The sequence below is a fragment of the Xanthomonas sp. 10-10 genome (assembly GCF_040182365.1).
Lineage (GTDB): Bacteria > Pseudomonadota > Gammaproteobacteria > Xanthomonadales > Xanthomonadaceae > Xanthomonas > Xanthomonas arboricola_F.
In genome coordinates this window covers 1295341-1308275 of sequence record NZ_CP144460.1, presented here as the reverse complement: position 1 = coordinate 1308275, position 12935 = coordinate 1295341, and the positions used below count along the sequence as shown (strand labels likewise).

Genomic DNA, 12935 nt, shown 5'->3' with positions numbered 1-12935 from the left:
GCCGCGTCGCGGCGGCCCTGAAATAACAAAATTGTCAGTTGGAAGTCGCTGGTATTGCCGGCACCAGCACGCCTTCTCCCGCTACTTCCAACTACCAACTCGGTGAGGCCGGGAGTCGGGAATGGAGAAATGGGAATCGGATGAGCACGCGATGTTGCATTTGCGATTCCCCAATCCCGATTCTCGATTCCCGCCCGAAACGGCCAAAGGCCGGGAGCTCTACGCTCCCAGCCTTCAGTGCATCACCATGAAACGCTGGCGATGCAAGGTATTGCTTACTTGATTTCGACAGTCGCGCCGGCTTCGGTCAGTTCTTTCTTGATCTTCTCGGCTTCGTCCTTGGTGGCGCCTTCCTTCAGCATGCCACCGGCTTCGGTCAGGTCCTTGGCTTCCTTCAGACCCAGGCCGGTCACGGCACGGACGGCCTTGATGACGCCGACCTTGTTGGCGCCGCAGTTGGTCAGCACCACGTTGAACTCGGTCTGCTCTTCGACCACGGCGGCCGGGCCGGCTGCAGCGGCAGCGACCGGGGCGGCGGCGGAGACGCCGAACTTTTCTTCGATGGCCTTGACCAGCTCCATCACTTCCATCAGGGACTTCTCGGCGATGGCGTCGACGATCTGTTCGTTGGTAAGGGACATTGTGATTACCTTTTAGAAATTGATTCTGGAATGGTTTCTAGCAGACGCTAGGACATCAAGCTTCGGCAGTCTCGGCGACCGGCGCGGCGGCTTCGTCGCCACCACCCTGCTTGTCGCCAACGGCCTTGACGGCACGGGCGAACATGGCAGCCGGTTCGGACAGCACGCGTGCCAGCATCGCCAGAGCCTGATCGCGGGTCGGCAGCGAAGCCAACACGTCGACGTGGCTGGCCGGGAACAGTTCCCCGCCGATTGCCACAACCTTGGCCTGCAGCTTGTCGTTGCTCTTGGCAAATTCCTTGATCAGGCGACCGGCAGCGCCGGGCTCCTCCATCGAAAACGCATACACCAAAGGACCGACCAGCTTGTCAGACGCGACAGCAAATTCGGTACCTTCGACGGCACGCACGGCCAGGGTGTTCTTGACAACTTTCAAGAACACACCGGTTTCGCGGGCCTGCTTGCGCATCGCGGTCATCTGGGAGACCGTGGTGCCAGCGTATTCGGCGGCGATCAGGGAGTGGGCCTTGGCGGCGATGTCTGCCAGCTCGGCGACTACTTCTTGCTTCTGGGACAGATTGAGAGCCATTGCACTCCTCCGTTAAAGCCGGGATTGGTGATTGGTGATTGGTGATTCGTCGAAAGCCATGAAGCCGCTCCTGCAAATCCCCAATACCAGATCCCCTAATCCCCGCTTCAAACTACTCCGCTCGCGGCTCCTGCCGGTTGCGGTCCAGGGCAGCCTCCTTCCTGGAAGCCGGGAACATCGACCGATGTTCCTTTGGTGGCCGTTCTAGACCTGGAGTGGGCTCGATCCGGGATGTCCCAGACGCGCGTAAACCAGAAAACTCCAGAAGGGCGACACCATCTACGCCGGCCAGTTCGAAACGAACCAATTAAGCGATCCCGCTGCATCGACGGCGACTCCATGCCAGTGCGAGCATCCCTGCCCGTCGTCGATCTGCGCTGACCGCGCCTGCGGTCTTTGACGGCTACCGCCGGACATGCCGGCGATCGCCTTCAAAATGTCCGTTACCCCAAAGGAGGGAACGGACTCCCAGCACACGGTAACCCGGGCCGGAAAAACAATGCAGTACTGCACAAACACGTCAGGCGCATGACGCCCGACACGTTCGATTACTTCAGCGACAGGCTCGACTGATCAACCGTCACGCCCGGGCCCATCGTCGAGCTGACCGATACCTTCTGCAGGTAGGTGCCCTTCGAGGTCGCCGGCTTGGCCTTGACCAGATCCAGCAGCAGCGCCTGCAGGTTCGACTTCAGCGCTTCGTCGTCGAAACTGGCCTTGCCGATGGTGCAGTGGATGATGCCGGCCTTGTCGGTGCGGTAACGCACCTGGCCCGACTTGGCGTTCTTGACCGCTTCGCCCGGGTTGGCCGACACGGTGCCGACCTTCGGGTTCGGCATCAGGCCGCGCGGACCCAGCAGGGTGCCCAGCTTACCGACAACGCGCATGGCGTCCGGAGTCGCGATGACCACGTCGTAGTTCAGATCACCGGCCTGCATCTTCTCGGCCAGGTCGTCCATGCCCACTGCCTCGGCGCCCGCAGCCAGGGCTTCGTCAGCCTTTGCGCCTGCCGGTGCGAACACCGCAACGCGCACGCTCTTGCCGGTACCGGCGGGAAGCACGGTCGAACCGCGTACCTGCTGATCGGACTTCTTGGCGTCCACGCCCAGGCGCACGGCGACGTCGATGGATTCGACGAACTTGGCCTTGGTGGCGGTCTTCAGGATCTTGATTGCGTCTTCGAAGGCATAGCTCTTGCCCGGAACGACTGCGGCCGCAATGGCCTTAACGCGCTTGTTCTGTGCCATGTCTTAGCCCTCCACCGTCAAACCCATGCTGCGGGCGGTACCCGCAATCGTGCGAACTGCCGCTTCGAGCTCGGCCGCCGTCAGATCGGCTTCCTTGGTCTTGGCGATCTCTTCCAGCTGCTTGCGCGTCACCTTGCCGACCTTGTCGCTGTTAGGACGCTTCGAACCGGAAGTCACACCCGCCGCCTTCTTGAGCAGCACGCTTGCCGGGGTGCTCTTGGTCACAAAGGTGAAGGTACGATCGGAATACGCGGTGATGATCACCGGCGTCGGCAAACCCGGCTCCAGCTTGGAGGTCGCAGCGTTGAACGCCTTGCAGAATTCCATGATGTTCAAACCGCGCTGACCCAATGCAGGGCCGACCGGCGGTGCAGGATTGGCCTGACCGGCTTTGACCTGCAACTTGATGTAGGCAGTTATTTTCTTAGCCATTTCAATACTCTCCGGGTGCTAACGCCTGACAACAGGCTCCCCATCGGACCGGGAGAATCACGCGTCCCGGCGTCGCGTTGCGTACAACACGCAGATGGCCGCCATGCGGCAGCCATTGTTTACCCGGCGGTCGCCAGGTCAGCGAGCCGCGCACTATAGCAGCATTCAAGGCAGGCGCCTAGCAGGCGCCTGCTCGGGTCAGCCCTTCTCGACCTGGCCGAACTCAAGCTCGACCGGCGTGGAGCGACCAAAGATGAGCACGGCGACACGCAACCGGCTCTTCTCGTAGTTGACTTCTTCAACAACGCCATTGAAGTCGTTGAACGGGCCATCGGTGACACGCACCATCTGACCCGGCTCGAACAACACCTTCGGACGCGGCTTTTCGACACCATCCTGCACACGCTGCAGGATCGCATCGGCCTCTTCGTCGCGAATCGGCAACGGACGATCGGCGGTACCGCCAATGAAACCCATCACCTTGGAAGTTTCCTTCACCAGATGCCAGCTTTCGTTGTCGATGCGCGGAATACCGGCTTCTTCGTGGGTTTCGATCTGGACCAGCACGTAGCCGGGAAAGAACTTACGCTCGGACCGACGCTTCTGGCCGGCGCGCATCTCGATGACCTCTTCGGTCGGCACCAGCACTTCACCGAAACGATCTTCCATCTCGGTGCGGACGATGCGATCGCGCAGCGCCTGCGCAACAGATTTTTCAAAGCCTGAATAGGCGTGAACGACGTACCAACGCTTCACTGCTTGATTCTCCTCAACGAGCCAGGAACCACTGCGTGAGCTTCTGGATGACGAAGTCGAAGCCGCCCAACAGCAAACTCAGAATGATCACAACAACAATCACGACCCAGGTCGTGCGAATGGCTTCCTGACGCGTTGGCCAGACCACCTTACGCAACTCAAACCTGGATTCGGACATGAATTCGCGGGTTTCCCGGCCTTTGCCGGTCCCCAGAAAGACAAATGCACCTGCCACCAGCCCGACGATGACAGCCAGCGCACGCAGCTGCGGCGTCCAGGCTCCCAACTGCGTGGCGCGCTCCGGCGCAGAAAACCAGAACCACACAAACAGCCCCGCAACCACCAGGATCGCGGAGAGCACGTATTTCACGATATCAGCGCTGGCAGCAGACGCGCTTTTGGAAGGCTCGATTTTGCTATTCATCCGGCTCTAGTTACCGATCTGACCCGAATCGCTGGGCCGGAAAGAGGAGTGGCACGCCAGGAGGGACTCGAACCCCCAACCTGCGGTTTTGGAGACCGCTGCTCTGCCAATTGAGCTACTGGCGTATGTACTCGTTTACCGCAAACCCTAAGACAACGAAGGCGGACCGCGGTTCAGCCGGCCCGCCATTCGCGCAAATTCGGCGACCGAAGCCGCCGAACTGCAGGTATTGCTTACTTGATGACCTTGGCAACCACGCCGGCGCCGACGGTACGGCCGCCTTCGCGAATCGCGAAGCGCAGACCTTCGTCCATCGCGACCGGGTTGATCAGGGTCACGACCATCTTCACGTTGTCGCCCGGCATCACCATTTCCACGCCTTCCGGCAGCTGGCAGGCGCCAGTGATATCGGTGGTGCGGAAGTAGAACTGCGGACGGTAGCCCTTGAAGAACGGGGTGTGACGGCCACCCTCATCCTTGGACAGCACGTAGACTTCGGCTTCGAACTCGGTATGCGGCTTGATCGAACCCGGCTTGCACAGCACCTGGCCGCGCTCGACGTCGTCACGCTTGGTGCCGCGCAGCAGCAGACCGGCATTGTCGCCCGCCTGACCCTGGTCCAGCAGCTTGCGGAACATTTCCACGCCGGTGACCGTGGTCTTCTGCGTGTCGCGGATACCGACGATTTCGATTTCGTCGCCGACCTTGATGATGCCGCGCTCGATACGACCGGTCACCACGGTCCCGCGACCAGAGATCGAGAACACGTCTTCGACCGGCATCAGGAACGGGCGATCGACGTCGCGGGTCGGATCCGGAATGAAGCTGTCCAGCGCATCGACCAGCTTCAGGATCGCCGGCACGCCGATGTCGCTCTGATCACCGTCCAGCGCCAGACGCGCCGAACCATGGATGATCGGGGTGTCGTCGCCCGGGAAGTCGTACTTGCTCAGCAGCTCGCGCACTTCCATTTCGACCAGCTCGAGCAGCTCGGCGTCGTCGACCATGTCGGCCTTGTTCAGGAACACGACGATGTGCGGCACACCGACCTGACGCGACAGCAGGATGTGCTCACGGGTCTGCGGCATCGGGCCGTCAGCGGCCGAACACACCAGGATCGCGCCGTCCATCTGCGCCGCACCGGTGATCATGTTCTTGACGTAGTCGGCGTGGCCGGGGCAGTCAACGTGAGCGTAGTGGCGGTTCGGGGATTCGTATTCGACGTGTGCGGTCGAAATCGTGATGCCGCGCGCCTTCTCTTCCGGCGCTGCGTCGATCGCGTCGTACGCCTTGAACTCGCCACCGAAACGCTCTGCACCGATCTTGGTCAGCGCAGCGGTCAACGTGGTCTTGCCATGGTCAACGTGACCGATGGTGCCGACATTGACGTGCAGCTTGGTGCGCTCGAATTTAGCTTTTGCCATGGGTGCAAGTTCTCGGTAATCGTTTGGAGTTTAAGACGATTGAGTAATGGTGCTCACGAAAGGAATCGAACCTTCGACCTCCTCCTTACCAAGGAGGTGCTCTACCGACTGAGCTACGTGAGCGAGTTTTGCATTATGCCATGCATTTGCGTTCAATGGAGCGGGAGACGGGAATCGAACCCGCACCATCAGCTTGGAAGGCTGAGGTTCTACCGTTGAACTACTCCCGCGCCGGGAACTGCATACCACAACGTGAAACTGGTGGAGGGAGGTGGATTCGAACCACCGAAGGCGTAAGCCAGCAGATTTACAGTCTGCCCCCGTTGGCCGCTTGGGTATCCCTCCAGCTTTTACTACCGGACCGTGGCGCGGTGAGGCGATTCGGTTCGGGGTGAAGCAGCCCGTTATTTTGTTGTGGGACGCACCCGGTGTCAACAAAAATTTTGAACTCTTCGTCACTACTGAATGCGCGCGACGATCAGCGCCGCGCACACCGGATCAGACGTTGAAACGGAAGTGCAGCACGTCGCCTTCCTGGACCCGATATTCCTTGCCTTCCAGGCGCAGACGGCCCGCATCGCGCGCACCGGCTTCGCCGCGATACTTGATGAAGTCATCGAAGCCGATCGTCTCGGCGCGGATGAAGCCCTTCTCGAAATCGGTATGGATGACTGCCGCCGCCTGCGGTGCGGTGGAGCCCGCCCTGACCGTCCAGGCACGCACTTCCTTGACGCCTGCGGTGAAGTAGGTCTGCAGGCCCAGCAGCGTGTAGGCCGCGCGGATGACGCGATTCAGGCCGGGCTCGCTCAGTCCGAGATCGGCCAGGAAGGTGTCACGATCTTCGTCGTCGAGCTGGGACAGCTCCTCCTCAATCGCAGCCGAGACCGGCACCACTTCGGCGCCTTCGGTCGCGGCGTGCGCGCGCACTGCGTCCAGGTGCGGATTGTTTTCAAAACCATCCTCCAGCACGTTGGCGATGTACATCACCGGCTTGAGCGTCAGCAGGAACAGATCGCGTATCAGCGCCTTTTCCTCTTCATCCAGCCCGGCTGCACGGCCGGCCTTGCCGTCGGCCAGCGCAGCCTGCAACTTGACCAGCACCGGCTTGCGTGCCGCAGCGTCCTTGTCGCCGCCCTTGGCGCTGCGTTCGGCGCGATTGAGCGCCTTTTCCACGCTATCCAGGTCGGCCAGCGCCAGCTCGGTATCGATGGTTTCGATATCGGCAATCGGGTCGACCTTGTTGTTGACGTGGATGACGTCGTCGTTCTCGAAGCAGCGCACCACATGGGTGATCGCATCGACTTCGCGGATGTGCGCCAGGAACTTGTTACCCAGGCCTTCTCCGCTCGCCGCACCGGCCACCAGGCCGGCAATGTCGACGAACTCGACCGCCGTGGGAATCAGCTTCTGCGGCTTGACGATCTCGGCCAGCTGATTGAGACGCGGATCCGGCACCGGCACGATGCCGACGTTCGGCTCGATGGTGCAGAACGGAAAATTGGCCGCAGCGATGCCCGCCTTGGTCAGCGCGTTGAACAGGGTCGACTTGCCGACGTTGGGCAGGCCGACGATGCCGCATTTGATACCCATGGGTTTTCCAGTGAATGGAGAATCGGGAATCGAGAATGGCAAGAGCAGAGCTCCTCCCATTCCCGATTCCCCATTCTCTATTTTTTGGTATGCAGGCGCTTCATCGCTTCGTTGAAATTGCCATCCATCGCCAGCGGCAGGACATCGATGGCCGCATCCACCGCAGCACCGATCGCAGCATCGTCCTCGCGCCCTGCCCGCCCCAGCACCCACGGCACCACGCGATCCTTGTGACCGGGATGGCCGATACCGACCCGCAGGCGGTGGAATTTGCCGTGCCCCAGCAGGCGAATGGTATCGCGCAGACCGTTCTGGCCGCCGTGGCCGCCATCGAACTTGAGCCGCGCCGTGCCCGGCGCCAGATCCAGTTCGTCGTGTGCGACGAGCAGTTGCTCCGGCTCGATCTTCCAGAACCGCAGGGCGGCGGTGATCGATTTGCCACTGAGATTCATGAAGGTGGCCGGCTTGAGCAGCCAGACCGGTTGCCCTGCGATATCGACCTTGGCCGTTTCACCGAACAACTTGCTGTCCAGCCCCCAGCGGGCGCCACTGCGCTCGACGAGGGCATCGACGAAACGAAACCCGGCGTTGTGCCGGGTTTGCGCGTGTTCCGGACCCGGATTCCCGAGCCCGACGATCAGCCGAAGTGCAGACATGCCAGTCACCGCAGCCGATTCCCCGCGCATGCGAGGAATCGGCCGACGGATTACTTGGTTTCTGCGCCTTCGCTGCCTTCTTCACCGGCAGCGTCTTCTTCTTCGACGCGCACGTGCTTGGCAGCAACCACGGCAACATCGTGTTCCTTGCCCAGCTTCAGCTCGGGGATTTCGACGCCAGCCGGCAGCTTGATTTCGGACAGGTGGATCACGTTGCCCACTTCCAGGGCACCGAGGTCGACTTCGATGAACTCCGGCAGGTCCTTCGGCAGGCAGACCACCTGGACTTCGTTGAGCTCGTGGGTCACAACCACTTCGCTCGACTTGCCGGCCGGCGAGGTCGCTTCGTTGATGAAGTGCAGCGGCACGGCAGCGCTCAGCTTCTCGTTGGCGCTGACGCGCTGGAAGTCGATGTGCATGATCAGCTGCTTGAACGGATGGCGCTGCATGTCACGCAGCAGTACCTGCTGCACGTCGCCATTGAGGTTCAGGTCCAGGATCGACGAGTAGAACCACTCGTTCTGCTGGGCGAGCCAGATCTGCTCATGGTTGAGCTGGATGCTGACCGGCTCGAGTTCGCCACCGTAGACGATGGCCGGAATGACGCCAGCGTGACGCAGGCGGCGGCTCGCACCCTTCCCCTCGTCTGCGCGGCGCTCGACCTTGATTTCGTGAGTCTTTGCCATGTTGTTTCACTACCTAGATTGGAATACCGCCTCGCGGCGATGAAGCGTCTCACCCGCGACCAGGAGAGACGTAGTACCGGCACCCGGAAATCCGGGCGCCGAATGCGGGATCAGTCGACGTAGAGCGAGCTGACCGATTCGCCGAAGGCGATACGGCGGATCGTCTCGGCCAGCAGTTCTGCCACGCTCAACTGACGAATCTTCGGGCAGGTGCGCGCCGCTTCGTTCAACGGAATCGTGTCGGTCACCACCAGCTCGTCGAGCTGCGAATTATTGATGTTGTCCACGGCCGGGCCGGACAGCACCGGGTGGGTGATGTAGGCCACCACCTTGAGCGCGCCGCGCTGCTTGAGCGCTGCGGCAGCCGCACACAAGGTACCGGCGGTGTCGACCAGGTCGTCGACCAGCACGCAGGTCTTGCCCTGCACGTCGCCGATGATGTTCATCACTGTGGCGACATTGGCGCGCGGGCGGCGCTTGTCGATGATGGCCAGGTCGGCATCGTCCAGGCGCTTGGCGACGGCGCGCGCGCGCACCACACCACCCACGTCCGGCGACACCACGATCAGATTGTCGGTGCCATAGGCGCGCCAGATGTCGGCCAGCAGCAGCGGCGAGGCATAGACATTGTCGACCGGCACATCGAAGAAGCCCTGGATCTGGTCGGCATGTAGGTCGACCGTCAACACGCGGTCGGCTTCCATCGCGCAGATCATCTTGGCGGCAACCTTGGCGGTGATCGGCACGCGCGAGGAGCGCATACGGCGGTCCTGACGCGAATAGCCGAAGTACGGGATCACCGCAGTGACGGAGGCGGCACTGGCGCGCTTGAGCGCGTCGATCAGCACCAGCAGTTCCATCAGGTTTTCAGCGCTCGGCGCGCAGGTCGGCTGGATCACGAACACTTCCTGCCGGCGCACGCTCTCTTCGATCTCCACCTGCACTTCGCCATCGGAAAAGCGCGTGACCAGCGCCTTGCCCATGCGCACGCCGAGCTCCTTGCAGATGCTCTGGGCAAGCGGCTTGTTGGCATTGCCGGAGAACACCAGCAGGTTACGTTGGTCTTGCATGGGATCTCTCGGGCGGCGGCAAAGAGCGTGCGGGCGATGATGGAACTGGACAAAGCCGACCAAATGCCGGGCTTTTCGTTGAATCCCCGCACATGGATATGCGGACTACTGCAGAGGGATCTGCATATTGGCAGGGGCGGTAGGATTCGAACCTACGAATGCCAGGATCAAAACCTGGTGCCTTGGGCCTCTTGGCGACGCCCCTGCATCAAAACCTTGTCGCGTCCAGTACGTCGAGCAATGGCGAGTGCGCTGCACCTTCCACGACCCACGCCCGCAGGCTGTCCGGCAACTGCGCCAGGGCCTGCTCTGCAGCAGCGCGCGTGGCGAATTCGACGAAACACCCACTTCCCGACCCGGTCAAACGTGGCGTGCCGATCTGTGACAACGCCTGGAACACGGCCTCGACGGCGGGTTCGCGGCGCCGCAGGACCGGCTCGAACGCATTGTCGAGCAGAGAACCGGAAGCGAAGTCCGCTATTTTCACGGGCGCAGCATCCCGCGTCAATTCCTGTGATTGAAATAACGCCGGCGTGGGCACATGAACGCCCGGATCGACCAGCACATAGGCGGCCTGCGGAAGGACGATCGGGGTGAGTTGCTCGCCCACGCCCTCGGCCCAGGCATTGCGCCCGCGCACGAACACCGGCACGTCGGCACCCAGCCGCAGGCCCAGCCCGGCCAGTGCATCGACCGGCAAGCCCAGGCCCCATAAGGCATTGAGCGCCACCAGCACGGTCGCCGCGTCCGACGAGCCGCCGCCAAACCCGCCACCGGCGGGGATGCGCTTGTCGAGGCGAATCTCCGCGCCGACCCGTGCGCCGGTGGACGATTGCAGCAGGCGCGCGGCGCGGATCACCAGATCATCGTCTTCGGCAACGCCGGGCAGACTGTCGCCGATGCGGCGGATCAGGCCGTCACTGCGCACACGAAGATGAATGGTGTCCCCCCAATCCAGCAGCCGGAACACGGTCTGCAGCAGGTGGTAGCCATCGGCGCGGCGCCCGACGATCTGCAGAAACAGGTTCAGTTTGGCCGGCGCAGGCCATGCCGACCAGCCGTCCGGCGCTACCATCAGGGCGATACCGTCCACTGATCGACCAGCAGGCGGACCTTGGCGCTGCCGTTATGGGCTTCGATGCGCTGCGGCAGCTCGGGCTGGCCGTCGCTGACAGGTGCCCAGGCAAGAAATTCGATGGTCCAGCCATCCTGTTGCACGGTACGCGGGCGCCCGGCAGCGTCGAGATCGACGCGTTGCGCGCCGGCATCGGCAATGCGCAGCGCGCGCACCCAGTCCGGCATCTGGTTGACCGGGATGGTCCAGCCGGTCGCCTCCTGCAAGACCTGTTCGGCATCGGGGCCGCTGCGCGGACCGCCGTCCAGCCCCTCAAGCCGACCGGCGCCGGTGGTGGTATCGCCAGTGAGCACCCAGCTCTGGCGGGTCACCGGGGCACTGAGCTGCACGCGGTAACGGGGGCCATCCTGCTGCCAGTCGATGCGCCCGCTACCACCGTTGCGGTCCTTGCTGATCGCCACCCGCCCCTGGAACGACCACTGCGGATGGGCCTGCAGCCAGGCCTGGCGCGCAGTTTCGGCCGTGCGCGCTTGATCGGACACGCGCTCGACCACCGCCGCGCCACCGCCCTGTCCGCGCGGCACGCTTACGCAGCCGGACAGGGCGAATAGCACCAGCCCGCTCAGGGCCAGCGTCCGTCTTGCGGCGCTCATAGACCGAACTTCTCCGCGGCGCGTTGCAGCGCGCGATTGTCCGGATCCAGCCGACGCGCTTCGTCGAAGTAGCGGCGTGCCTCGTCCTGCTTGCCGCTGACCCAGAGCACCTCACCCACGTGTGCGGCGATCTCCGGGTCCTTGGCCAATGCCCAGGCGCGGCGCAGCTGCACCAGGGCTTCCTTGGTGCGGCCCATGCGGTACAGCACCCAACCGTAGCTGTCGACGATGGCCGGGTTGTCCGGGTCGGCGGTGCGGGCGCGGTCGATCAGCGCCAGCGCTTCCTTGTAGCGGGTGGTGCGGTCGGCCAGGGTGTAGCCCAGCGCGTTCAGCGCCGCGACGTTTTCGGGCTCGGCCACCAGGATCTTGCGCAGGTCGGCCTCGGCGCGCGCCACGTCGTCGCGACGCTCCCAGGCCAGGCCACGGGCGTACAACAGCGCACCGTCGTCCGGGTAGGCGGCCAGGCCACGCTCGAAGGCGTCCAGCTCGCCCGGTGCGTCGTCGGCACGCTGATGCAGCTCGGCTTCCAGCACATAGGCATCGCGACGGGCATCGTCGTCGGCGGTGGCATCGCCCTGCAGTGCACGCACTTCCGCCAGCGCTTCGGGCTTGCGACCCAGCTCGTACAGGGCACTGGCCGCGCGCAAGCGCGCTTCGCTCAGCTGCGATCCGCCAGGCACGCCGCGGTACCACTCCACCGCTTCGTCATAACGCTTGAGGAATTCGGCGATCTTGCCCAGCAGCAGGCGGCGGTCCGGGTCGGGCTTGGTGGCGTTGCTCTTGAGCTCGCCATAGAGCGCCTCCAACGCTGTGCGGTCCTTCTCTTTGGCGAGCATGGACGCGCGCAACCCATAGGTCTGGGTGTCCTGCGGCCCGGTGGACAGCACGCGCGCGGCCGCTTCGGTCTGGCCCATGGCATCGTAGGCGAAGGCCAGCGCGCCACGCAGTTCGGAATCCTTCACGGCCTTCGGTTCGACGTTCTTCAGCAACGCCAGCGCTTCGTCGTTTTTGCCTTCCTGTTGCAGCTGGGTGGCGTGCAGCAAGGCCACGCGCGGCTCCTCGGGGAAGCGGCGTACCACCTCGTCGACGATGCGCTTGGCCAGCGCCGGGCGCTCCATGCGCAGCGCGAGCCGGCCAAATTCCTGCCAAACCTCGATCTGGTTGGGGATGGCGCCGGCCTTGACCAGGTCTTCGAGGACGTCGGCGGAGGCTTCCGGCTCGCGGCCGCCGTTGGCCAGCGCAATCAACGCAAAGCGCCAGCCGCGCGGGTCGGGCTCCTTGAGCAGGCCGAGCAGGTCGCGGCGCGCGGTGCGCAGGTCGTTACGGCGCAGGGCCAGCGAGGCTTCGGTGCTGCGCATCGACATTGACGACGGCGCGCGGGCGCGCCACAGCGCCAGGGCCTCGATGGCACGCGGGTCGTCGTTGGCCAGCATGGCGATGCGGGCGGCGCGCTCGGCCAGGCCGGCGTCGCCGGCCTCGGCCTTGGCAGCGTCCAGATAGGCGCGGGCGGCATCGTCCAGTTGCCCGGCCTGCAAGGCGAATTCGCCGGCGAGCACAGGTTCCAGCGAGGTGGCGCCGGCACTGCTGGCCGGTGGAGCGGGCGGTGCTTTCTTGGGTGCTGCCGTGGCGTTGGCGGACACCGCTACGAGCAAAAGAACACTCAGGATGCGAATCGGTACAGGCATCGGGGGC

At 63.4% G+C, this 12935-nt stretch carries 14 protein-coding genes and 5 tRNA genes; all 19 read right to left on the bottom strand.

From position 1 onward, the window contains the following. Positions 1-275: 275 nt before the first annotated feature. Positions 276-641 (bottom strand): 50S ribosomal protein L7/L12, encoded by a 366-nt coding sequence (rplL, locus tag VZ068_RS05540; protein WP_029219218.1) that lies wholly within the window; start codon positions 639-641, stop codon positions 276-278. A gap of 55 nt (positions 642-696) precedes the next feature. Continuing rightward, positions 697-1230, bottom strand: coding sequence for a 50S ribosomal protein L10 (rplJ, locus tag VZ068_RS05535; RefSeq protein WP_005993339.1), 534 nt, complete (start codon positions 1228-1230; stop codon positions 697-699). 548 nt (positions 1231-1778) lie between these two features. Continuing rightward, on the bottom strand, positions 1779-2477 hold the full coding sequence (gene rplA / locus VZ068_RS05530) for a 50S ribosomal protein L1 (protein WP_005993337.1): 699 nt from the start codon (positions 2475-2477) through the stop codon (positions 1779-1781). A gap of 3 nt (positions 2478-2480) precedes the next feature. Beyond that, a complete protein-coding gene (rplK, locus tag VZ068_RS05525) occupies positions 2481-2909 on the bottom strand; it encodes a 50S ribosomal protein L11 (RefSeq protein WP_259160048.1) in 429 nt (142 codons plus the stop codon). Between the two features lie 198 nt (positions 2910-3107). Further along, a complete protein-coding gene (gene nusG / locus VZ068_RS05520; protein WP_029219215.1) occupies positions 3108-3665 on the bottom strand; it encodes a transcription termination/antitermination protein NusG in 558 nt (185 codons plus the stop codon). 13 nt (positions 3666-3678) lie between these two features. Next, complete coding sequence (secE, locus tag VZ068_RS05515; protein ID WP_046964549.1) at positions 3679-4089, bottom strand: preprotein translocase subunit SecE; 411 nt, start codon at positions 4087-4089, stop codon at positions 3679-3681. Between the two features lie 49 nt (positions 4090-4138). After that, a tRNA-Trp gene (locus VZ068_RS05510) sits at positions 4139-4214 on the bottom strand. Positions 4215-4322: 108 nt separating this feature from the next. Then, the gene (tuf, locus tag VZ068_RS05505; protein ID WP_005993360.1) at positions 4323-5513 is read right to left on the bottom strand and encodes an elongation factor Tu; all 1191 of its coding nucleotides are present in this window, start codon (positions 5511-5513) and stop codon (positions 4323-4325) included. Between the two features lie 47 nt (positions 5514-5560). Next, a tRNA-Thr gene (locus VZ068_RS05500) sits at positions 5561-5636 on the bottom strand. 33 nt (positions 5637-5669) lie between these two features. Beyond that, positions 5670-5743 (bottom strand) — tRNA-Gly (locus VZ068_RS05495). Positions 5744-5772: 29 nt separating this feature from the next. Then, a tRNA-Tyr gene (locus VZ068_RS05490) sits at positions 5773-5858 on the bottom strand. Between the two features lie 153 nt (positions 5859-6011). Continuing rightward, positions 6012-7103, bottom strand: coding sequence for a redox-regulated ATPase YchF (gene ychF, locus VZ068_RS05485; protein WP_259154087.1), 1092 nt, complete (start codon positions 7101-7103; stop codon positions 6012-6014). Positions 7104-7180: 77 nt separating this feature from the next. Then, positions 7181-7759 (bottom strand): aminoacyl-tRNA hydrolase, encoded by a 579-nt coding sequence (gene pth, locus VZ068_RS05480; protein WP_259168402.1) that lies wholly within the window; start codon positions 7757-7759, stop codon positions 7181-7183. 50 nt (positions 7760-7809) lie between these two features. After that, positions 7810-8445: a 50S ribosomal protein L25/general stress protein Ctc gene (locus tag VZ068_RS05475; RefSeq protein ID WP_046964355.1), complete on the bottom strand. Its 636-nt coding sequence runs from the start codon at positions 8443-8445 to the stop codon at positions 7810-7812. A 110-nt stretch (positions 8446-8555) separates the two neighbouring features. After that, a complete protein-coding gene (locus VZ068_RS05470; protein ID WP_055851346.1) occupies positions 8556-9515 on the bottom strand; it encodes a ribose-phosphate diphosphokinase in 960 nt (319 codons plus the stop codon). 128 nt (positions 9516-9643) lie between these two features. After that, positions 9644-9720: transfer RNA gene (locus VZ068_RS05465), tRNA-Gln, on the bottom strand. A 3-nt stretch (positions 9721-9723) separates the two neighbouring features. Beyond that, complete coding sequence (gene ispE, locus VZ068_RS05460; RefSeq protein WP_349657126.1) at positions 9724-10608, bottom strand: 4-(cytidine 5'-diphospho)-2-C-methyl-D-erythritol kinase; 885 nt, start codon at positions 10606-10608, stop codon at positions 9724-9726. Next, a complete protein-coding gene (lolB, locus tag VZ068_RS05455) occupies positions 10590-11243 on the bottom strand; it encodes a lipoprotein insertase outer membrane protein LolB (RefSeq protein WP_259154110.1) in 654 nt (217 codons plus the stop codon). The genes ispE and lolB overlap by 19 nt, the downstream gene beginning before the upstream one ends. Continuing rightward, positions 11240-12928, bottom strand: coding sequence for a tetratricopeptide repeat protein (locus VZ068_RS05450; RefSeq protein ID WP_046964358.1), 1689 nt, complete (start codon positions 12926-12928; stop codon positions 11240-11242). The genes lolB and VZ068_RS05450 overlap by 4 nt, the downstream gene beginning before the upstream one ends. Between the last annotated feature and the right edge of the window lie 7 nt (positions 12929-12935).

Bases quoted from the DNA above. Each gene is read 5' to 3' on its own strand.
- VZ068_RS05470 (WP_055851346.1), bottom strand. From the start codon at position 9,515: ATGCAAGACCAACGTAACCTGCTGGTGTTCTCCGGCAATGCCAACAAG.
- lolB (WP_259154110.1), bottom strand. From the start codon at position 11,243: ATGAGCGCCGCAAGACGGACGCTGGCCCTGAGCGGGCTGGTGCTATTC.
- rplK (WP_259160048.1), bottom strand. From the start codon at position 2,909: ATGGCTAAGAAAATAACTGCCTACATCAAGTTGCAGGTCAAAGCCGGT.
- VZ068_RS05475 (WP_046964355.1), bottom strand. From the start codon at position 8,445: ATGGCAAAGACTCACGAAATCAAGGTCGAGCGCCGCGCAGACGAGGGG.
- rplJ (WP_005993339.1), bottom strand. From the start codon at position 1,230: ATGGCTCTCAATCTGTCCCAGAAGCAAGAAGTAGTCGCCGAGCTGGCA.
- VZ068_RS05450 (WP_046964358.1), bottom strand. From the start codon at position 12,928: ATGCCTGTACCGATTCGCATCCTGAGTGTTCTTTTGCTCGTAGCGGTG.
- rplA (WP_005993337.1), bottom strand. From the start codon at position 2,477: ATGGCACAGAACAAGCGCGTTAAGGCCATTGCGGCCGCAGTCGTTCCG.
- pth (WP_259168402.1), bottom strand. From the start codon at position 7,759: ATGTCTGCACTTCGGCTGATCGTCGGGCTCGGGAATCCGGGTCCGGAA.
- tuf (WP_005993360.1), bottom strand. From the start codon at position 5,513: ATGGCAAAAGCTAAATTCGAGCGCACCAAGCTGCACGTCAATGTCGGC.
- ychF (WP_259154087.1), bottom strand. From the start codon at position 7,103: ATGGGTATCAAATGCGGCATCGTCGGCCTGCCCAACGTCGGCAAGTCG.
- secE (WP_046964549.1), bottom strand. From the start codon at position 4,089: ATGAATAGCAAAATCGAGCCTTCCAAAAGCGCGTCTGCTGCCAGCGCT.
- rplL (WP_029219218.1), bottom strand. From the start codon at position 641: ATGTCCCTTACCAACGAACAGATCGTCGACGCCATCGCCGAGAAGTCC.